Raw genomic sequence first — 20,372 nt, 5'->3', positions numbered from 1 at the left:
GGTGGATACCGGCCATCTGACAGGTTACGTGTTCGTGACACACAGATATCTCACAGAAACACGGGAGATCTAACGTCCCGATTCGGCACCCGACCGGGGTGCGTTCGGCCCCCTGCACTTCGCACTTCGGGCACATCAGCTGGGGGCTGTTGAGAGTTCATCAGGAAGGCTACCGATGCAGGAAACGCGGGGCACCCATCGTCCTTCGAAGAAAAAGAGCATGAGCAAGAAGGCGCTGGCAGCCGGCGGGTTCGTCGTGGCCGCGGCCCTTGTTCTCAGCGGTTGCGGAAGCAAGGCCAGTGACACCGAGGCGGCTTCCGGCGAGTCGTGCGTGGACACTTCCGGCGACAGCATCAAGGTCGGCTCGCTCAACTCGTTGTCGGGCACCATGGCGATCTCCGAGGTCACCGTCCGGGACGCGATCAAGCTCGCCGTCGAGCAGATCAACGCCGAGGGCGGCGTGCTGGGCAAGCAGATCGACCTCATCGGCGAGGACGGCGCCTCCGAGCCGACCGTGTTCGCCGAGAAGGCCGAGAAACTGATCAGCAGCGACTGCGTCGCCGCGGTGTTCGGCGGCTGGACCTCCTCGAGCCGCAAGGCCATGCTCCCGGTGTTCGAGTCCAACAACTCCCTGCTGTACTACCCCGTGCAGTACGAGGGCCTGGAGTCCTCCCCCAACATCTTCTACACCGGCGCCACCACCAACCAGCAGATCGTCCCGGCGCTGGACTACCTCAAGGAGAAGGGCGTCAAGTCGCTCTATCTGGTCGGTAGTGACTACGTGTTCCCGCAGACGGCCAACCGCATCATCAAGGCCTACGCGGACGCCAACGACATCGAGATCAAGGGCGAGGACTACACCCCGCTGGGATCCACCGACTTCTCCACCATCGTCAACAAGGTGCGCACCGCCGACGCCGACGCCGTGTTCAACACCCTCAACGGCGACTCGAACGTCGCGTTCTTCCGTGAGTACAAGAACGTCGGGCTCACCCCGCAGGAGATGCCGGTCGTGTCGGTGTCGATCGCCGAGGAAGAGGTCGGCGGCATCGGCGTGCAGAACATCGACGGCCAGCTGGTCGCCTGGGACTACTACCAGACCATCGATTCGCCGGAGAACAAGGCCTTCGTCAAGGCCTACAAGGACGCCTACGGCCAGAACAAGCCGACCTCGGATCCCATGGAGGCCGCCTACGTGTCGGTGTACCTGTGGAAGAACACCGTGGAGAAGGCGAATTCCTTTGCCACCAAGGATGTTCAGGAGGCTGCCGGCGGAGTGCAGTTCAACGCGCCGGAGGGCCTGGTCACCATCGACGGTGACAACAACCACATCACCAAGACCGCGCGTATCGGCGAGATCCGGCCCGACGGCCTGATCTACACGGTGTGGGAGTCCGCCGGTCCGATCGAGCCGGACCCGTACCTCAAGGGCTACCCCTGGGCCGCCGGCCTGTCCAGCTGAGCGACCATTAAATGGATGTCCTTATCGGGCAGCTGACAACGGGATTGAGCCTCGGCTCAATCCTGTTGTTGGCTGCGCTAGGTCTGTCACTGACGTTCGGGCAGATGGGCGTCATCAACATGGCGCACGGCGAGTTCATCATGGCCGGCTGCTACACCGCCTACGTGGTGCAGCAGGTCGTATCGAGCGCCGGTGTGTCACTGCTGGTTTCGTTGGTCGTCGGCTTCATCGTCGGTGGCCTGCTCGGGGTACTGCTGGAGGTGACGCTGATCCAGCGGATGTATGACCGACCGCTGGACACCCTGCTGGTCACCTTCGGTGTCGGGCTGGTGCTGCAGCAGGTGGCCCGCGACATCTTCGGCGCACCGGCGGTCAACGTCGTCGCGCCGTCCTGGTTGTCCGGCGGTGTGGAGATCTTCGGCTCCGTGGTGCCCAAGACCCGTATCTTCATCCTGATCCTGGCGATCGCCTGCGTGACTGTGCTGGCGGCGGTGCTCAAGGCCAGCCCGATGGGACGCCGGATCCGTGCCGTCGTGCAGAACCGCGATCTGGCCGAGACCAGCGGCATCTCTTCCCGCAGAACCGACATCACCACCTTCTTCATCGGCTCGGGTCTGGCCAGCGTCGCCGGCGTGGCACTGACGTTGATCGGCTCGACGAGTCCGACCATCGGGCAGAGCTACCTCATCGACGCGTTCCTCGTCGTCGTGGTCGGTGGCCTCGGCCAGATCAAGGGCACGGTCATCGCCGCCTTCGCGCTGGGCTTCTTGAACTCGTTCATCGAGTACAACACCACCGCGTCGCTGGCCAAGGTGATCGTCTTCGTGATCATCGTGATCTTCCTGCAGGTCCGTCCGCAGGGCCTGTTCACCGTTCGCACAAGGAGTCTCGTATGAGTATGCGGACGCGAGGAGCGATATGAGTATGCGGACGCGAGCGAAGACGGTGCTTGGCCGCTGGCAGACCTGGGCCGGGTTCGGCGTGGCCGCCGTCGTGCTGTTCGGGGTGGCGCCGCTGGTGCTCTCCGAGTTCCGGCTCAGCCTGCTGGGCAAGTTCCTGTGCTTTGCCATCGTCGCCGTGGGCATCGGCCTGGCCTGGGGCCGGGGCGGCATGCTGGTGCTGGGCCAGGGGGTGTTCTTCGGGCTCGGCGGCTACATGATGGCCATGCACCTCAAGATCGCCGACGCCCAGATCTTCGGCAACGACGTACCCGACTTCATGCAGATCCAGGGTATGAGCGAGCTGCCCGGCTACTGGACTCCGTTCGCCTCACCGCTGGTGACGCTGCTGGCGATCCTGGTCATCCCGACGGCCATCGCCGCGGCCCTCGGGTTCGGCGTGTTCAAGCGCCGGGTCAAGGGCGCCTACTTCGCGATCCTGTCCCAGGCGCTGGCGGCGGCCCTGGCCATCCTGCTGGTCGGCCAGACCAGTCTGGGAGGGTCCAACGGGCTCAACCGGTTCCGCACGTTCCTCGGCTTCACCCTCAACGATCCGGCCAACCGGCAGATGCTCTACTTCATCGCCGCCGGGGTGCTGCTGGCGGTCGTGGCGATCGCGCGCCAGCTGATGCAGAGCCGCTACGGCGAGCTGCTGGTCGCGGTCCGCGACGGCGAGGAGCGGGTGCGGTTTCTGGGCTACGACCCGGCCAACATCAAGGTCGTCGCCTACACGGTGGCGGCCCTGTTCGCCAGCATCGCCGGGGCGCTGTTCGCTCCGATCGTCGGCTTCATCGCGCCGTCACAGGTCGGCATCCTGCCCTCCATCGCATTCCTGATCGGTGTGGCCATCGGCGGGCGCACCACCCTGCTGGGCCCGGTCCTGGGTGCCATCGGGGTGGCCTGGGCGCAGACGCTGTTCTCCGAGCGCTTCCCCTCGGAGTGGACCTACGCCCAGGGTCTGCTGTTCATCGTGGTGGTCGGCTTCTTCCCGGCCGGTCTGGCCGGTCTGGGGGTGCTGTTCAAGCGTTGGCGCCGCAAGGACGCCGACGAACCCGCCCCGGAACCCGAACCGGAGGCCGAGAAAGTGGGGGCGCCGTCATGACCACCCCGGACACCGCCCACGCGGCCGGCCAACCGGCGGCCGGCGGCAATGTCGGCATGGGTACCGAGTACCTCGAAGTGCGCGGCCTGACGGTCGATTTCGACGGGTTCAAGGCCGTCAGCGACGTCGACCTCACCCTGTTCCAGGGTGATCTGCGCTTCCTCATCGGCCCCAACGGCGCCGGCAAGACCACGGTGATCGACGCGATCACCGGCCTGGTGTCCGCGACCGGGTCGGTCAGCAAGTCGGGGGTGGAACTGCTCGGCAAGAAGGTGCACCAGATCGCCCGCCGCGGTGTGGGACGCACGTTCCAGACCGCCAGCGTCTTCGAGAAACTCAGCGTGCTGCAGAACCTGGACATCGCCGCCGGTGCCGGACGCTCGGCGTGGACGCTGCTGCGCCGGCGTCCGGGCGTGTTGCCGATCATCGAGGAGGCCCTGGACACCATCGGTCTGACCGATCTGGCCGACAAGCCGGCCGGCGTGCTGGCCCACGGCCAGAAGCAGTGGCTGGAGATCGGGATGCTGCTGGTGCAGAACGCCGACGTGCTGCTGCTCGACGAGCCGGTGGCCGGGATGAGCGCCGAGGAACGCGACGAGACGGGAAACCTGCTGCGCCGCATCGGCGCAGAACGCACCGTCGTCGTGGTCGAACACGACATGGACTTCATGCGCGCGTTCGCCACGTCGGTCACCGTGCTGGCCCGCGGTCAGGTCATCGCCGAGGGCACCGTGGCCGAGGTGCAGGCCAATCCCAAGGTCCAGGAGGTCTACCTCGGGACCTCCTCGGTGGACGCCGAGCCCGCCGCCGACACCAGCGATCAGACGGAGACCTCGTAATGCTGCAACTCGTCGACGTCCGCAGCGGCTACGGCCGCACCGAGGTGATCCACGGTGTCAGCATCGAGGTGCCCAGCGACGGTGTCGCCGCGGTGATGGGACACAACGGTGCCGGCAAGACCACCCTGCTACGGGCGGCGGTCGGGCTCCTCAAGTGCAGCTCGGGCACGGTGATGTTCGAGGGCGACGACATCACCAAGCTGCGCCCCTCGGCTCGGGTGTCCCGCGGGCTGGCCTACGTCCCGCAGGGCCAGCAGTCGTTCGGCCAGCTGACCACGGCGGAGAACCTGCAGGTCGTGGCGGACGGGCGCAAGAACGGCAAGCAGCTCATCGACGAGCAGCTAGACCTGTTCCCCGCGCTGAAGGAGCTGCTGACCCGCCGGGCCGGGCTGCTCTCGGGTGGTCAGCGCCAGCAGCTCGCGATCGCCCGCGCGCTGATCACCAGCCCGAAGACATTGATCCTCGACGAACCCACCGAGGGCATCCAGCCGTCGGTGGTCGCCGAGATCGAGGGCGCCATCACCGCGCTGACCCGGCGCGGCGACCTCGGGGTGCTGCTGGTCGAGCAGCACATCGGCTTCGCGCTGGAATCCGCTCAGCAGTACTACGTGCTGGAATCGGGTCGGGTCACCTCCTCGGGCACCGGTGGTTCGGCCTCCGAGGACGACGTGCGTGCCGCCATGGCGATCTGATGTCGGCCGCCTGATCCGTCGGATCCCCGTCCACACCGAGTGCCGCGATGGCAGGCTGACCCCGATGAGCACAGAGACTCCCACCCAGGTGCTGGCCGACACCGGCGGACTGGTCGTCACCGACGACGGCCGCCGCGTGCTCGTCATCGACCGGGGTACGGGCACCCCGGCGGTGCTGTCCTTCGTCCTGGGCGTCCTTGCCCTGATCGCCGGCGGCTTCGGGATCGTCGCGCTCGTCGCGGGCATCCCGTCGCCGCTGCTGGGCGCGGTCCTGCTCGGCCTGGGCCTGGTCTTGGCCGTGCTGGCGGGCCTCACGGTCCGCAGCATGCGGCGCCGGCGATCCCGTGCGGCACACGAGTGCCGCCCGGTGGCCGTGCTGGACCGCAAGCTGGGCCTGTTCAGCTACACCGGGGGCGCGCTGCTCCCCCTGGACCAGGTGCGGTTCGTCCGCCGGATGCAGATCGGGTCGAGTTCGCCCAAACTGGTCGCGGTCACGCCCGCCGGAAAACGGGTCCTCAAGCGCGGCAACCCGTTCGACGGCGGCATCGGGAACGTCGACGAGGTCCTGACCCAGGTGGCGCGCGGGGCCTAGCACCGCGCCCCGGCGACCCAGAGGGCCCTCACCCGCGCCTACGACGGCGTTCACTCGGTAGTGAGTGCGAAAACTCGCCCGAAATGTGGATCTGAGTACCGGGTCAACGGCAGCGAAGCGGGCGCGAGGCGCGCAGGTCTAGCGGCCGAAGCGGGCCAGTGTCTCGGCGACGACCGCGTCCGCCGCCACGTCGATCTGCTCACCGGTGGACAGATCCTTCAGCCCGACGGTGCCCGCGGCGATGTCACGGTCACCGGCCACCAGCGCGACGCCGGCGCCGGAACGGTCGGCGGCACGCATCGCACCCTTGAGCCCACGGTCGCCGTAGGCCAGGTCCACCCGCAGTCCCGCGGATCGCAGGCGTGCGGCCAGCACCGCCAGCTCCTGCTTGGCCTGCTCCCCCAGCGGCACGCAGAACACGTCGACCCGGGCGGCCGGGCCGGCCGTCCTGCCCTCGGCCCGCAGCGCCAGCAGGGTCCGGTCCACCCCGAGACCGAAACCGATCCCGGACAGGTCCTGGCCGCCGAGTTCGCGCATCAGCCCGTCGTAGCGCCCCCCGCCCCCGATGCCCGACTGCGCGCCGAGACCGTCGTGGACGAACTCGAAGGTGGTCTTGGTGTAGTAGTCCAGTCCCCGCACCATGCGCGGATTGATCACGTAGGGCACCTGCAGGGCGTCCAGATGCGCCAGCACCGTCTCGAAGTGCTTCTTGGCCTCGTCGGAGAGATGGTCCAGCATCAGCGGCGCCTCGGCGGTCAGCGCCTTGATCTCCGGGCGCTTGTCGTCGAGCACCCGCAGCGGGTTGATCTCGGCACGCCGGCGGGTGTCCTCGTCGAGGTCGAGCGCGAACAGGAACTGCTGCAGCTTCTCCCGGTAGGCGGGCCGGCAGGTGGCGTCGCCCAGCGAGGTGATCTCCAGCCGGAAGCCGTCGAGCCCGAGTGCCCGGAAACCGGCGTCGGCGACCGCGATCACCTCGGCGTCCAGCGCCGGGTCGTCGACCCCGATGGCCTCGATCCCGACCTGCTGCAGCTGCCGGTAGCGGCCCGCCTGCGGACGCTCGTAGCGGAAGAACGGGCCGGCGTAGCACAACTTGACCGGGAGGGCGCCGCGGTCCAGGCCGTGCTCGATGACCGCCCGCATCACCCCGGCGGTGCCCTCCGGGCGCAGCGTCACCGAACGTCCGCCGCGATCTTCGAAGGTGTACATCTCCTTGGACACGACGTCGGTGGACTCGCCGACGCCGCGCGCGAACAGCGCCGTCTCCTCGAAGATGGGCAGCTCGACGTCACCGTAGCCGGCGCTGCGGGCCGCGGCGAGCAGGCCATCACGAACCGCGACGAACTGCGCCGAGTCCGGCGGCAGATAGTCCGGAATGCCCTTGGGTGCCTTGAACTCGCTCACGGGGGTTCAGATGCTCCTCATCTCGGATCGGATCGTCACGACGCGCGCAGATCCTTCAGCAACGGGTTGAACCGGCGCTCGGCGCCGATGGTGGTCGACGTTCCGTGACCCGGTAGTACCACGGTGTCGTCTCCCAGGACCAGCAGTTTTCGGGCGATCGAGGACAGCAGCGTCGCCCGGTCACCGGTGCCGATCCCGCGGCACAACAGCGTGTCACCGGTGAACGCCACCTCCGCGGGGCCCTCGTCGGTGTCGGCACTGATCCGAAACACCACCGATCCCTCGGTGTGCCCCGGGGTGTGATCGACGGCCACCGCGACACCGGCGAGCTCGAGCACGTCGCCGTCGGCGATCTCGACGACCTCGTCGGGTTCCCCGAGTTCCAGCTCACCGAGCAGGTGGCGGTCGGCGGGATGGATGTAGACCGGCACCTCCCACCCCAGGCACAGGTCGTGCACCGAGGCGGTGTGCCGGGCGTGCCCGTGGGTGAGCAGCACCGCCGCCGGCGTCAGGTCGTTGGCCGCGAAGTAGTACTCCAGGGTCTGAACCACCTCGTCGCCGGGATCGACGACCACCGCCGCCGCGCCGGGGCCCGGCGCGGCGAAGTAACAGTTCGCATCGGCGGAGCCCGCCGCGAACCCGGTGATCAGCACGCCGACCAGTGTCCCACTACGCGTCGCGCGCGGGTCGGGCCGCCCGCACACAGTGTCAGCTGGCACACTCGGTGCTGACATGCCGTGCTGACATGCCGGGCCGACACGCCGGTGACGGCCGGGACGACAGCTGCTCAAGACACTCAAAACACTTAAGACACTCAGGACACTGCGGAGGACGACGACGGTGCCGACCAACGAACAACGCCGGGAGACCGCCAAGCGGAAACTGGAGCGCCAGCTGGAACGGCGTGAGGCCAAGGCGCGCCGGCGCCGGCTCCTGACGCTCGTCGGTGGCGCGGTCGCGGTGGTGGCCGTCATCGCCGTCGTCGCGACCGTACTGATCAACCGCGACGATTCCACCGGATCGGTCGCCGGTGCCGACACCACGACGGCTTCGCCGGCCCCCGGGGGCGACGGCGGCCCGACGACACCCCCGCCGGCCAACGGGCAGCTGCCGCCGTTCACCCCCGCGGCCGACCTGGGCGCGAACTGCCAGTACCCGGCGACGGGCGCGGCCAGCAAGGACGCCACGCCTCCGCGCACCGGCAAGGTGCCCACCGACCCGGCCCAGGTCAGCGCCAGCATGTCGACCAACCAGGGCAATATCGGGCTGCAGTTGGACAACGCGAAGTCGCCGTGCACCGTCAACAGCTTCGCCAGCCTGGCGCAGCAGGGCTACTTCAACGACACCCCGTGTCACCGGCTGACCACCTCCCCGAGCCTGTCGGTGCTGCAGTGCGGCGACCCGACCGGGACCGGCACCGGTGGCCCGGGCTACCAGTTCGCCAACGAGTACCCGACCGACCAGTACCCCGCCGGCGACCCGGGCGCGCAGCAGCCGGTGCTCTATCCGCGCGGCACGCTGGCCATGGCCAACGCCGGCCCCGGCACCAACGGCAGCCAGTTCTTCCTGGTGTATCAGGACTCTCAGCTGCCGCCCCAGTACACGGTGTTCGGCACCATCGACGAGACCGGCCTGGCCACACTGGACCGCATCGCGGCCGCCGGCGTGCAGGGCGGCCAGGGCGACGGCAAGCCCGCCCTGGACGTGCAGATCAAGTCGATTCAGCTGGACTGAGCGGGTCGATCGGGCCGCCCCGACCCGTGGGTGGGCCGGCGCCGTCGCTTTGACCTGGTCCCCCGATACGCATACGTTCAGAAACGCACCGAGGTGCGATGTGGCCGTGACGAATGTGAACGTGTGGACGTAAGAGGGTCGACGATGAACTGGACACGACGTGAATTTTTCCGGGCCGGCGCGGTGGGCGGAGCGACCGCGATCGCGGCGCCCGCTCTCCTGGCGGCGGCCTGCTCGAAGGTGCCCGACAGCGGCGAGGGCTCCACGCTGCAACGCATCAAGGACGCCGGAACGGTCAAGATCGGCATCGCCGGCGAGGTGCCCTACGGCTACACCCGCGACGGGAAGGTCACCGGTGAGGCGCCCGAGGTCGCCCGGGCCGTCTTCACGTCGATGGGTGTCGGCAACGTCGACGCCACCCAGGTCGAGTTCGGCCAGCTGATCCCGGCGCTGAACGCCGGACAGTACGACATGGTGGCCGCGGGAATGGCGATCCTGCCCGACCGCTGCCGCAACGCCCAGTTCTCCCGCGTGGACTACGTGACCCCGACGGCCCTGCTGGTGCCCAAGGGCAATCCGCAGCAGATCTACAACTTCGAGGACATCAAGGCCAAGGGTGCGGCGCTGGCCGTGCTGTCGGGCACCGTCGAGGAGTCCGTCGCCCAACGCCTGGGCATCCCCGACAACAGGATCCAGCCCTACGACGGGCAGCCCGAGATGCTGCAGGCGCTGCTCGATCAACGCGCCTACGCCGGGGCGCTCACCGACATCTCGCTGCGCCGCATGGTGGCCGACAACCCCACCGCCCCGCTGGAGGTGACCCCGGGCTTCGTGCCGGACGTCGACGGCAAGCAGCAGATCCAGGCGGGCGGTTTCGTGTTCCGCAAGGGCGACGACGAACTCGTCGACCAGTTCAACGCCGAACTGAAGAAGCTGCAGGACAGCGGCGAGTGGCTCACCATCGTCGAGCCGTTCGGCTTCACCGCCGACAACGAGGTGCCTGAGGGCGTCACCACCGAGAAACTCTGCGAGGGCACCGCCTAGAGGGGCGGAGAGTTGTTCGATCACCTCGGGTTGTTCACCAGAACCATCGCCGAGGGCCTGCCGCTGACGGTGCAGGCCACCGTCGGGGGGATTCTGATCGCCACCGTGATGGCGTTCGCGGCCGGGCTGGCGATGCTGTCGGGCTCCCGCGTCGTCCGGTTCGTCGCCCGCGTCTACGTCGAGCTCTGGCGCGGCACCTCCGAAGTGGTCCAGTTGATGTGGATCTACTTCGTGCTGCCCGCGCTCGTCGGCTACCAGATCGTGCCGCTGGCAGCGGGTATCGCGGTGCTCGGGCTCAACTTCGGCGCCTACGGCGCCGAGATCGTGCGGGGCGCCATCGGTTCGGTCCCGCGCGCCCAGTACGAGGCGTGCGTGGCGCTGAGCCTGACACCGGCGCAGCGGATGCGCCGGGTCATACTGCCGCAGGCACTGGCCGAGATGGTGCCGCCGTTCAACAACCTGTTCATCCAGCTGCTCAAGGGCAGCTCACTGCTGACGATCATCACCGTGCACGAGATGACCTACCAGGCACGCGAGGTTCTGGTGAACAACTTCATCTCCCAGGCGGCACTGATCTGGACGGTGGTGCTGCTGTTCTACCTGGCGCTGGCCGTGTTGATCACCTCCGCGATGCGCTGGCTGGAGCGACGCGCGGCCACGCTGGCCGGACGGCCGCGACCGCCGCGACGGTCCTGGTGGTCGGCGATGGGCCGCACCGGCCGCCCCCGCCGCGCCGAACCCGGCGCCGAGCTGGCCGACATCGGCCGACAGGCGGGCTGAGCGATGCTGTGGGACTGGGAGTTCGCGTGGTCGGTATTCCCCAAGATCGTGCTGGACGGGCTGCGGATCACGTTGATCGCCACCGTGGCCGGCTCGGTGCTGGCCTATCTGCTCGGCCTGGCGCTGGCCCTGTTGCGACGCTCGGGCAACCCCGTGATCCGCAGCGTCACATGGGGTTTCATCGAGTTCATCCGTAGCACCCCGCTGCTGGTGCAGATCTTCTTCTTCTTTTTCGTGCTGCCCGACGTCGGCATCAAATTCGACCCGCTGACCACCGGGATCATCGCCTTGGGGCTGCACTACTCGACCTACACCGCCGAGGTCTACCGCGCCGGAATCGAGGCGGTACCCGCCGGCCAATGGGAGGCCGCCGTGGCGCTGAGCCTGCCGCCGCGGCGCACCTGGCTCGCGGTGATCCTCCCGCAGGCCATTCCCCGGGTGTTGCCCGCCCTGGGCAACTACTCGATCTCGATGCTCAAGGAAACGCCACTGCTGCTGATGATCGGGGTGCTCGACATCGTGGGCGCGGCCGACCAGGCCGGCTCCCGGGCGTTCCGCTACGTGGAACCGATCACCATCGCCGGGGTGCTGTTCCTGCTGCTGAGCTACTCCGCATCCCTGCTCGTCCGATGGTTGGAGCGCCGTGTCGCCTACAGCAACTGACAAGATCCGCTTCGACGACGTGGCCAAGAGCTTCGGCGACCACGTGGTACTCGACGGGCTGAACTTCGCCGTGCGCCCCGGGGAGTTCGTCTCGTTGATCGGCCCGAGCGGGTCAGGCAAGACCACCATCCTGCGGCTGCTGATGACCCTGGAGCAGGTCAGCGGCGGGCGGATCTACGTCGACGATGACTGCCTGAGTCACATGCAGCGCGGCGGGCGCACGGTGCCCGCCGACGATAAACACCAAAGGCCGATCCGCAAGCGGATCGGCATGGTGTTCCAGCAGTTCAACCTGTTCCCGAACATGACGGTCCGGCAGAACATCACCGAGGGGCCGGTCCGGTCCCTGCGCCTGCCCCGCGACGAGGCGGATCAGCGCGCCGCCGACCTGCTGGAGCTGGTCGGCATGAGCGAGAAGATCGACGCGCGTCCCAACGAGCTCTCCGGCGGCCAGCAGCAGCGGGTGGCGATCGCCCGCGCCCTGGCCATGCGCCCCGACGTGCTGCTGCTCGACGAGGTCACCTCCGCGCTGGATCCCGAACTGGTCGCCGGGGTGCTGGCGCTGCTCAAGGACATCGCCCGCACCACCGAGATCACGTTCCTGTGCGTGACCCACGAGATGAACTTCGCCCGCGACGTCTCCGACCGGGTGTTGATGTTCGACACGGGCCGCATCATCGAGGACGCGCCGCCCGGCAAGCTGTTCGCCGCCCCCGAGCAGGACCGCACCCGCAGCTTCCTACGGGCCGTCCTGGAGCGCGAGTGAGCCGGGTGGACGCGACCCGTGACGCGGTGGGCGGGGATCAGGAGGAGACGAGCGTCATCGGCTTCTCGCAGCAGATCTCCTTGTGCTCCATCTCCGGCGGGCACGGGCACGCCTTCTCGTAGACGAGCACCGCTCCACACTCCTTGCATTCGTAACGGTCACCGGCGTTGCGTGCCATCGCTACCCTCCTGCTGCGGTTTCGCGGTGCCGCCGACCGGCACCGATGCCAACATGCGCAGGCTACTATGGTTTCGCCGTCCACCGGTATCACCGAAAGTCCACTTGGAGTGTGTCTTTGGCACTCTCGAGGGCACTCTCCAGGGCACTCTCCCGGGTTACGCCCCCGGCCCGGCCGCGCATCCCACGTGCTGACCGTCGATTCCGGTAGTCTGCCGCGCATGCCGCTGGAGAGCGACCTGTATCCCCCGGTGAAGGCGCTGCTCGAAGGCCAGGGCTATCAGGTCAAGGGCGAGGTCGGCCGCTGCGACGTGGTGGCCGTGCGGGGCGACGAACCACCGGTGGTGGTCGAGCTGAAGAAGGCCTTCAGCCTGGGCCTGCTGCTGCAGGGCGTCGACCGGCTCGCACTGACCGACTCGGTCTACCTGGCCGTCGGCCGGATACCCAGGCGGGACCGGGACATCGCGAAACTGTGCCGGCGACTCGGTCTGGGGCTGATCGTCGTGACCGGCGTGCGCGCGGAGGTGCTCCTCGATCCGGGCCCCTACGCGCCCCGCAAGAACAAGCGGCAGCTGCATCGACTGCTGGGTGAGCACGCGCGGCGCGTCGGTGATCCCAACCGGGGCGGTTCCTCGACGCGGGTGCCGATGATCACCGCCTACCGGCAGGAGGCGGTGCGGTGCGCGGAACTGCTGCGGCACGGGCCGATGCGCCTTGCCGACATGCGGGCCGGTGCCGACGTGCCGAACGCGGCGAAGATCCTGCAGCGTGACTACTACGGCTGGTTCGAGCGGGTCGAACGCGGCACCTACACCCTGACCCCCACCGGCCGGCGGCACCTCGACCGCTATTGCGGCGCGGACGGTCCGGGCACCGCGAACTGAGAGCGAGCGGAGCTAGGCCGCCGAGGTCACCCGGTAGACGTCGTAGACGCCTTCGACCCCGCGCACCACGGCCAGCACGTGGCCCAGATGCTTGGGGTCTCCCATCTCGAAGGTGAACCTGCTGACCGCCACCCGGTCATCGGAGGTGGTGACCTGCGCCGAGAGGATGTTGACCTTCTCGTCGGCGAGCACGCGGGTGACGTCCGAGAGCAGCCGGTGGCGGTCGAGCGCCTCGACCTGAATGGCCACCAGGAACACCGAGGACGGTGACGGCGCCCATTTCACGTCGATGATCCGCTCCGACTGCTCCTGCAGCGACGCCGCGTTGGTGCAGTCGGTGCGGTGCACGCTCACTCCGCCGCCGCGGGTGACGAAGCCCATGATGGCGTCCCCGGGCACCGGGGTGCAGCACTTGGCGAGCTTGGTCAACACCCCGGGAGCACCGGGCACGGCCACTCCGACGTCCTCGCTGTTGCGTTGGCGTGCAGGAAGAGTCGACAGGGTGGAGCGCTCGGCGATCTCGTCTTCGGCGTCGTCGGCGCCGCCGAGTTGCGCGATCAGCCGCTGCACCACGTGTTTTGCCGAGGTGTGTCCCTCGCCGACGGCGGTGTACAGCGCCGAGATGTCGGAGTAGCGCAGTTCGCGGGCCAGTGCGGCCATCGAGTCGGCGTTCATCAGCCGCTGCAGCGGCAGCCCCCCGCGGCGCACCTCGCGGGCGATCGCGTCCTTGCCGGACTCCAGCGCCTCCTCGCGGCGTTCCTTGGCGAACCACTGCCGGATCTTGGCCTTGGCCCGCGGTGACACGACGAACGTCTGCCAGTCCCGCGACGGGCCCGCGTTGAGGGCCTTGGAGGTGAAAACCTCCACCACTTCCCCGTTCTCGAGCTTGCGCTCCAGGGCCACCAGCCGGCCGTTGACCCGCGCGCCGATACAGCGGTGGCCCACCTCGGTGTGCACCGTGTAGGCGAAGTCCACCGGTGTCGAACCCGCCGGCAACGTGATGACGTCGCCCTTGGGGGTGAACACGAAGATCTCCTTGACCGCGAGGTCGTAGCGCAGCGACTCGAGGAACTCACCGGGGTCGGCGGCCTCCCGCTGCCAGTCCAGAAGCTGGCGCATCCAGGCCATGTCGTCGATCTCGGCGGCGGCGTGGCTGATCGGGACCCCGTTGCGGCCCTTGGCTTCCTTGTACCGCCAGTGTGCCGCGATCCCGTATTCGGCGGTGTGGTGCATGTCGCGGGTGCGGATCTGCACCTCCAGCGGTTTGCCCTCGGGACCGACAACGGTGGTGTGCAGCGACTGGTAGACCCCGTACCGCGGCTGGGCGATGTAGTCCTTGAACCGGCCGGCCATCGGCTGCCACAGCGAATGCACCACCCCGACCGCGGCGTAGCAGTCGCGGATCTCGTCGCAGAGGATGCGCACCCCGACCAGGTCGTGGATGTCATCGAAGTCGCGGCCCTTGACGATCATCTTCTGGTAGATCGACCAGTAGTGCTTGGGGCGGCCCTCGACGGTGGCGTTGATCCGTGACGCGTTGAGCGTGGCGGCGATCTCGGCGCGCACCTTGGCCAGATAGGTGTCCCGGGAGGGCGCGCGGTCGGCGACCAGGCGTACGATCTCCTCGTATTTCTTGGGATGCAGGATCGCGAAGGACAGATCCTCCAGCTCCCATTTGACGGTGGCCATCCCCAGCCGGTGCGCCAGCGGGGCGATCACCTCCAGCGTCTCGCGGGCCTTGCGGGCCTGCTTCTCCGGCGGCAGGAAACGCATGGTGCGCATGTTGTGCAGCCGGTCGGCCACCTTGATCACCAGCACCCGCGGATCGCGGGCCATCGCGATGATCATCTTGCGGATGGTCTCGCCCTCGGCGGCGCTGCCCAGCACCACCCGGTCCAGCTTGGTGACACCGTCGACGAGGTGGCCGACCTCGTCGCCGAAGTCCTTGGTCAGTTCCTCCAGCGAATACCCGGTGTCCTCGACGGTGTCGTGAAGCAGGGCCGCGACCAGCGTGGTGGTGTCCATGCCCAGCTCGGCCAGGATGTTGGCCACCGCCAGCGGGTGGGTGATGTACGGGTCGCCGGAGCGGCGCAGCTGGGTGGCGTGGCGCTCTTCGGCGACGGTATAGGCCCGCTGCAGGATCGCCAGGTCGGCCTTCGGGTAGATCTCGCGGTGCACCGCCACCAGCGGCTCGAGCACGGGGTTGAGGGTGCTGCGCTGCGCGGTCATCCGCCGCGCCAGCCGGGCCCGGACCCGTCGTGAGGCGCTGCTGCTCTTACCGGAGTCGCCCTTGGCCGGCTCGGGGACCGGTTCGGCGGAGGGCACGTTGGCCGGCGCGCGCTCGACGGCCGCTGCCGAACCCGGTTCGTCGGCCACTTCCGTCACCTCCCGCTGTGGGCGTTGTTGCCTGAGTGCCCCAGGATATCGCTACCCTCTCCCGGCGTCCTGAACGCACACTCGATGCGCCCAGGGCGGGCCGCAGACGGCCACACCGATCTGACCGCACACTCGGTGCGCCCGGACCGCAGGCGCCGGTGCAACTACACCGTGCGCAGGCTGTCGACCGTCAACGGCGCGATGGCCTCACGCCCGCCGAGGGCCCCCAGCTCCAGCACCACCGCCGCCGCACGCACCGACGCGCCGCAGTCGAGCAGCAGCCGGTGCGCGGCGGCCATCGTGCCGCCGGTGGCGAGCACATCGTCGATCAGCACGATCGAACGGCCCTCCAGGTCGATCCCTTCGGCGGGGATCTCCAGCACGGCCGTCCCGTACTCCAGCGTGTACTCCTCGCGGCGCACCGGTGGGGGCAGCTTGCCGCCCTTGCGGATGGCCAGCACCCCGGTACCCAGGCGGGTGGCCACCGCGGCCCCGAGCAGGAATCCCCGCGCGTCGATGCCGGCGATCAGGTCGGCCCCCTCGGCGTATTCGGCCAGCGCCGCGGTGACGGCGGCCAGACCGGCGCGGTCGGCCAGCAGCGGGGTGAGGTCCTTGAACTGGATCCCCGGTTCGGGGAAATCGGGGACCTCGCGGGTCAGGGACGCGACCAGCGCGCTGATATCGGTCATTCGTTCAACACCCAACGGTCCATGTTCCAGCCCGCGCCCCACCGGGTCGGGTTGCTGCTGACTGCATACATCTTCTTCGATGACATCAGGGTCCGCTGCTGACGGAACAGCGGCAGTGTCGGCATGTCGGCCCACAGCACCCCCGCGCCCTCGCCGAGCAGCCGCGCCTGCTCCTTGGGGTCCACGGTGACGGCCAGCGCGCTGATCACACCGTCGACCTGCGGGTTGTTGTAGCGCGCCAGGTTGTCGCCGTTGCCACTGAACAGCGCGTAGGCATCCATCGCCGAGGAGCCCGTCGACCCGCTGCCGGTGGCACCTCCGGTACTGGCCAGCAGCACGTCGATCTGACCGTCCAGCAGCGACTGCGGCCCGACGGCATCCGAGGCCGCGTCGACCACCGTGATACCCGCGGGCTGGCAGGCCCGCGCGATCGCACCGACGGTGGCGGCCAGCCGCGCGTTGGGGGTCTGATAGCCGATCCGCACGGTCAGCGGGTTGCCCTCCAGCGCGTCGCGGGCCGCGTTCGGGTCCCCGGCGATGAACGCACCGGCCTCGGGAACGTTCTCGGCCTGGGTGAGCGCGTCCTCGCTGGCCGGGTTCAGCCGGGAGTTGGAGATCGGTACCTCGGCGTTGCGGGCGATGACGTCGCGTGGGGTGCACAGCGCCAGCGCGCGGCGCGCCGGTACCGCCGCCAGCGGGCCCTGCGGGGCGAAGATCAACTGCTCGATTCCGGCCGACGGGCTCTCCACCCGGTTGTAGTCGTCGGGGGTGGTCAGCGTCCCCGACGAGCCGGTCGCGACGTCGACCACGTCGAAGGTGCCGTCGTTGATCCGGTCCTGGACGTGCACGCCGCGGGGCCACACGGTGATGCGGGGGGTCGCCGGTTTGGCGCCCCACCACTTGTCGTTGGCGACCAGCACCACCGACCCGTTGTCGTTGACCGAGTCGATGCGGTACGGGCCCGAGGACGGGAAGTGCTTGGGGTCGATTCCGGGTTTGAGGTCCCAGGTGGTGTTCCACACCCGGGCGATCTGTTCGACGGTGGGGATGTCGTTGGCCTGCAGCGCGTTGGTGACCCCGCCGTCGGGCAGGCCGAGCACATCGGAGATGACGTGGCTGGGCAGCATCGAGGTGGCGGTGAACAGCTGGTTGTAGTCGACGAAGGCGCGGTCGATCGCGAAGGAGACCCGCGCACGCTTCTCCCCCGGCCGGCACTCGATGCCGGCGATGTCGATGTAGCCGGCCCGGCTGGCGGCGTTGAACATCGGGAACCGGCCCGACTGGGCGGCCCACGCCAGCACCATGTCGTCGCAGGTGATCGGCTTGCCGTCGGAGTACACCGCGTTGTCGGCGATCTGGTAGTCGAGTACCAGCGGCGCCCGCCCGACCACCGAGACGGTCCCGAAGTCCAGATCGGCGACCACCTGCCCGTCGGGACCGTGGTAGCCGAAACCGGTGAGGACCCGCGCGAAGGCCTGCGGGCCGGCCGAGGCCGCCCCGGTTACGGTGTTGGTGTTGTAGGTGACCAGGGTGCCGTCGACGGCGTAGTTGATCTCCCCGGCGGTACCGCTGCCGCAGGAGGCCAGAACCAGCGCACCGGCCACCGCGACCAGGGCCGCGATCGCGGTGCCGAGACGACCGCGGCGGCGTTGCACGACCATGCCCGCTATCCCCGCCGGGTGTTCCGCTTACCGGTCGGGCGGCCGGTACGACTGCGCGTCGGCCGCACCGGACGCGCGCCCACCGCCGGGGTGCTCGGCTTCCGCGCGCCGGATTCGGTCCCGGACTGGGGCCCGGATTGGCCGCCGCGGGTCGCCGACACCGTGGCCGGCTCGGCCTCCTCCGAGCGCGGTTCGGGCTCGTCGGCCGCGGCCTCGCCCGCGGACGCGCCGGCGGCACGGGACCGGCGCCGCTCGACGCGGCGGGTGTGCACCTTCACGATCTCGGTGCGTTCGCGCAGCGTGACCAGCAGCGGGGTGGCGAAGAAGATCGACGAGTAGGTGCCCACGAGGATCCCGACCAGCTGCACCAGGGCCAGGTCCTTGAGGGTGCCCACCCCGAGCAGCCACACCGCGACGAAGATGAGCGCCAGCACCGGCAGCACGGAGATGACGCTGGTGTTGATCGAGCGCATGAAGGTCTGGTTGATCGCCAGGTTGGCCTGCTCGCCGAAGGTCCGCCGGGTGGTGTGCTCGAACCCGTGGGTGTTCTCCTCGACCTTGTCGAAGACGATGACGGTGTCATACAGCGAGAACCCGAGGATGGTGAGCAGCCCGATCACCGTGGCGGGGGTGACCTCGAATCCCACCAGGGCGTAGACGCCGGCGGTGGTGATCAGGTCGAAGAACAGCGCCGCCAGCGCCGAGATCGCCATGTACCGCTCGTAACGGATGGTGATGTAGGTGCCCACCAGCACCAGGAACACCCCGAGGGCGATCAGCGCCTTCTTGGTGATCTGCCCACCCCAGGTCTCCGAGACCGCCGAATCGCTGATGGCCTGCTTGCTGGGCTGGCCGTCGGTGCCCAGCGGGGCGAACCTGTCGTACAGCGCGTCACGCAGCTGCCCGGTCTGCTCGTTGGTCAGTGTCTCGCTGCGGATCTGCACGGTGGCCGAGCCGCCGCTGCCGACGATGACCACCGACTGCGGCTCGCGGCCCATGGCCTGGGTGAACGCCTCCTCGACCGCGGTGGTGGTGGCCTGGCCGGTGGCGCCCTGCACCGGCATGGACACCTTGGTGCCGCCCTCGAAGTCGATCCCGAAGGAGAAGCCCCGGATCAGGATCGCCGCGATCGCGACCGCGACGATCGCGGCGCTGACGGCGAACCACAGCTTGCGCCGGCCGACCACCTCGAACGCACCGGTGCCGGTGTAGAGGCGGGTGAAGAAGCCGTGTTTCGGCGCCCCGGCGCCACCGTCCCCGACACGGGCGTCGGTCAGCTCGACACCGGTGGTGTCGTCGCTGTCGTCCCTGGCGGTTTCCCTGCCCGTTTCCCTGCCGGTTTTCCTGCTGGTTTCCCTTGCCATCGTCCTAACCCCGTCCCGCCGAACTCGCCGCGCCCGCTCCGAGGGCCCGCCGCTCGCGAGCGATCTGTTGCACCGCGCCCAGCCCGTTGAACGCCGGTTTGGCCAGTGTCGGCGACTTGCTGGCCAGGTACACCAGCGGCCAGGTCACCAGGAACACCACCACCACGTCGAGAATGGTCGTCAGGCCCAGCGTGAACGCGAATCCCTTGACCTGGCCGACGGCCAGGAAGTACAGCACCGCCGCGGCGATGAAGCTCACCGCGTTGCCCGACAGAATGGTCTTGCGGGCACGCACCCAACCTCGCGGGACCGCCGAGCGGAACGAGCGTCCCTCACGGATCTCGTCCTTGATGCGTTCGAAGAACACCACGAACGAGTCCGCGGTCGTGCCGATACCGATGATCAAACCGGCGATCCCGGCCAGGTCCAGCGTGTAGCCGATGTATCTGCCCAACAGCACGAGAATCGCGTAGACCATCGCGCCGGAGGCCACCAGCGACAGCGCCACCAGCAGCCCGAGGACGCGGTAGTAGACCAGCGAGTACAACAGGACCAGCGCCAGGCCCACGGCGCCGGCGATCAGACCGGCCCGCAGCGAGGTCAGGCCCAGCGTGGCCGACACCGTCTCGGCCTCCGAGGACTCGAACGACAGCGGCAACGACCCGTACTTGAGCACGTTGGCCAGTTCGCGCGCCGAGCTGGAGGTGAAGTCACCGGTGATCTGGGTGCGCCCGCCGGGGATCGCCTCCTGGATCACCGGCGCGCTGACGACCTGGGAGTCCAGCACGAAGGCGGTCTGGGTGCCGACGTTGGCGGCGGTGAAGTCCGCCCACGTGGAGGCGCCCTGCGGCTTGAACTCGACGTCGACGACGTAGCGGGCCTGCTGCTGATCGAAGGTCGACGAGGCGTCCTTGATCTCCTCGCCGCTCATGATCGACTTGTCGAGCAGGTAGACGCTCTTGTGGTCGGTCGAGCAGGTGACCAACGGCAGGTTCGGGTCGTCGTTGCCGGCCAGCACGTCCTGCTCGCCGCAGCGTCCGGCCATGTACTGCACGGCCAGGATCTGGCGGATCTGCTCGGTGCTCTGGCGCAGCTTCTTCTCGAACTCGATGCGCTTGTTCAGGCTCTCGTCCTGGTTGGGCGTACCCGGTGCGGCCGGCGCCGGATTGCCCGCAGCCGGGGCACCGGGGCTGTCCCTTATACACATC

At 68.7% G+C, this 20,372-nt stretch carries 20 protein-coding genes; 12 read left to right on the top strand and 8 right to left on the bottom strand.

Translation table 11 applies throughout. The annotated features are described in order from the left end of the window. Nucleotides 1-220 precede the first annotated feature (220 nt). The 6 genes from urtA to CSR00_RS30630 all read left to right on the top strand — a co-directional run bounded on the left by urtA (nt 221) and on the right by CSR00_RS30630 (nt 5,625). Nucleotides 221-1,462 carry an urea ABC transporter substrate-binding protein gene (urtA, locus tag CSR00_RS08930; protein ID WP_176561974.1) on the top strand — a complete coding sequence of 414 codons (1,242 nt, stop codon included), beginning with the start codon at nt 221-223 and terminating at the stop codon, nt 1,460-1,462. 11 nt (nt 1,463-1,473) lie between these two features. Then, nucleotides 1,474-2,358, top strand: coding sequence for an urea ABC transporter permease subunit UrtB (urtB, locus tag CSR00_RS08925; RefSeq protein WP_099022034.1), 885 nt, complete (start codon nt 1,474-1,476; stop codon nt 2,356-2,358). 28 nt (nt 2,359-2,386) lie between these two features. Further along, a complete protein-coding gene (urtC, locus tag CSR00_RS08920; RefSeq protein WP_099022033.1) occupies nt 2,387-3,502 on the top strand; it encodes an urea ABC transporter permease subunit UrtC in 1,116 nt (371 codons plus the stop codon). Continuing rightward, nucleotides 3,499-4,341 carry an urea ABC transporter ATP-binding protein UrtD gene (urtD, locus tag CSR00_RS08915; RefSeq protein WP_099022032.1) on the top strand — a complete coding sequence of 281 codons (843 nt, stop codon included), beginning with the start codon at nt 3,499-3,501 and terminating at the stop codon, nt 4,339-4,341. The genes urtC and urtD overlap by 4 nt, the downstream gene beginning before the upstream one ends. Then, a complete protein-coding gene (urtE, locus tag CSR00_RS08910; protein WP_099022031.1) occupies nt 4,341-5,033 on the top strand; it encodes an urea ABC transporter ATP-binding subunit UrtE in 693 nt (230 codons plus the stop codon). The genes urtD and urtE overlap by 1 nt, the downstream gene beginning before the upstream one ends. Before the next feature lie 64 nt (nt 5,034-5,097). Further along, nucleotides 5,098-5,625, top strand: a complete 528-nt coding sequence (locus CSR00_RS30630; RefSeq protein WP_176561973.1) for a hypothetical protein — start codon at nt 5,098-5,100, stop codon at nt 5,623-5,625. A gap of 138 nt (nt 5,626-5,763) precedes the next feature. On the opposite strand, the gene hisS is transcribed toward CSR00_RS30630, so the two are convergent. Then, nucleotides 5,764-7,026 carry a histidine--tRNA ligase gene (gene hisS / locus CSR00_RS08900; RefSeq protein WP_099022030.1) on the bottom strand — a complete coding sequence of 421 codons (1,263 nt, stop codon included), beginning with the start codon at nt 7,024-7,026 and terminating at the stop codon, nt 5,764-5,766. Nucleotides 7,027-7,061: 35 nt separating this feature from the next. Continuing rightward, nucleotides 7,062-7,679: an MBL fold metallo-hydrolase gene (locus tag CSR00_RS08895; RefSeq protein WP_099022029.1), complete on the bottom strand. Its 618-nt coding sequence runs from the start codon at nt 7,677-7,679 to the stop codon at nt 7,062-7,064. Between the two features lie 187 nt (nt 7,680-7,866). Between CSR00_RS08895 and CSR00_RS08890 the strand changes: the two genes are divergently transcribed. The 5 genes from CSR00_RS08890 to ehuA all read left to right on the top strand — a co-directional run bounded on the left by CSR00_RS08890 (nt 7,867) and on the right by ehuA (nt 12,013). Continuing rightward, nucleotides 7,867-8,760 carry a peptidylprolyl isomerase gene (locus tag CSR00_RS08890; protein WP_099022028.1) on the top strand — a complete coding sequence of 298 codons (894 nt, stop codon included), beginning with the start codon at nt 7,867-7,869 and terminating at the stop codon, nt 8,758-8,760. A gap of 144 nt (nt 8,761-8,904) precedes the next feature. After that, on the top strand, nt 8,905-9,804 hold the full coding sequence (ehuB, locus tag CSR00_RS08885; RefSeq protein ID WP_176561972.1) for an ectoine/hydroxyectoine ABC transporter substrate-binding protein EhuB: 900 nt from the start codon (nt 8,905-8,907) through the stop codon (nt 9,802-9,804). A 12-nt stretch (nt 9,805-9,816) separates the two neighbouring features. Then, nucleotides 9,817-10,584, top strand: coding sequence for an ectoine/hydroxyectoine ABC transporter permease subunit EhuC (gene ehuC / locus CSR00_RS08880; protein ID WP_099022027.1), 768 nt, complete (start codon nt 9,817-9,819; stop codon nt 10,582-10,584). Between the two features lie 3 nt (nt 10,585-10,587). Further along, nucleotides 10,588-11,247: an ectoine/hydroxyectoine ABC transporter permease subunit EhuD gene (gene ehuD, locus CSR00_RS08875; RefSeq protein ID WP_099022026.1), complete on the top strand. Its 660-nt coding sequence runs from the start codon at nt 10,588-10,590 to the stop codon at nt 11,245-11,247. Continuing rightward, a complete protein-coding gene (gene ehuA / locus CSR00_RS08870; protein WP_218014450.1) occupies nt 11,228-12,013 on the top strand; it encodes an ectoine/hydroxyectoine ABC transporter ATP-binding protein EhuA in 786 nt (261 codons plus the stop codon). The genes ehuD and ehuA overlap by 20 nt, the downstream gene beginning before the upstream one ends. Before the next feature lie 37 nt (nt 12,014-12,050). On the opposite strand, the gene CSR00_RS30625 is transcribed toward ehuA, so the two are convergent. Beyond that, nucleotides 12,051-12,191, bottom strand: a complete 141-nt coding sequence (locus CSR00_RS30625) for a hypothetical protein (protein WP_176561971.1) — start codon at nt 12,189-12,191, stop codon at nt 12,051-12,053. 220 nt (nt 12,192-12,411) lie between these two features. Here CSR00_RS30625 and CSR00_RS08865 point away from each other — a divergent pair, with 220 nt between their 5' ends. Beyond that, nucleotides 12,412-13,074 carry a DUF2161 domain-containing phosphodiesterase gene (locus CSR00_RS08865; protein ID WP_099022091.1) on the top strand — a complete coding sequence of 221 codons (663 nt, stop codon included), beginning with the start codon at nt 12,412-12,414 and terminating at the stop codon, nt 13,072-13,074. Nucleotides 13,075-13,086: 12 nt separating this feature from the next. Here CSR00_RS08865 and CSR00_RS08860 read toward each other — a convergent pair whose 3' ends face one another. The 5 genes from CSR00_RS08860 to secD form a co-directional block, all read right to left on the bottom strand. Next, a complete protein-coding gene (locus CSR00_RS08860; protein ID WP_099022025.1) occupies nt 13,087-15,450 on the bottom strand; it encodes a RelA/SpoT family protein in 2,364 nt (787 codons plus the stop codon). Nucleotides 15,451-15,614: 164 nt separating this feature from the next. Continuing rightward, nucleotides 15,615-16,139: an adenine phosphoribosyltransferase gene (locus tag CSR00_RS08855; protein ID WP_099022024.1), complete on the bottom strand. Its 525-nt coding sequence runs from the start codon at nt 16,137-16,139 to the stop codon at nt 15,615-15,617. Further along, nucleotides 16,136-17,800: an ABC transporter substrate-binding protein gene (locus CSR00_RS08850; protein WP_099022023.1), complete on the bottom strand. Its 1,665-nt coding sequence runs from the start codon at nt 17,798-17,800 to the stop codon at nt 16,136-16,138. Before CSR00_RS08850 ends, CSR00_RS08855 begins: the two co-directional genes overlap by 4 nt. A gap of 5 nt (nt 17,801-17,805) precedes the next feature. Continuing rightward, entirely contained in the window at nt 17,806-19,164 is a 1,359-nt protein-coding gene (gene secF / locus CSR00_RS08845) for a protein translocase subunit SecF (RefSeq protein WP_099022022.1), read from the bottom strand. 4 nt (nt 19,165-19,168) lie between these two features. Continuing rightward, a partial coding sequence (gene secD / locus CSR00_RS08840; protein WP_141564320.1) for a protein translocase subunit SecD occupies nt 19,169-20,372 on the bottom strand: 1,204 nt, incomplete at its 5' end.

The sequence above is a fragment of the Mycolicibacterium palauense genome (assembly GCF_002592005.1).
In the GTDB taxonomy this organism is placed as follows: Bacteria; Actinomycetota; Actinomycetes; order Mycobacteriales; family Mycobacteriaceae; genus Mycobacterium; species Mycobacterium palauense.
The sequence above is the reverse complement of the archived record's forward strand: the minus strand, read 5'-3'. Positions and strand labels throughout refer to the sequence as shown.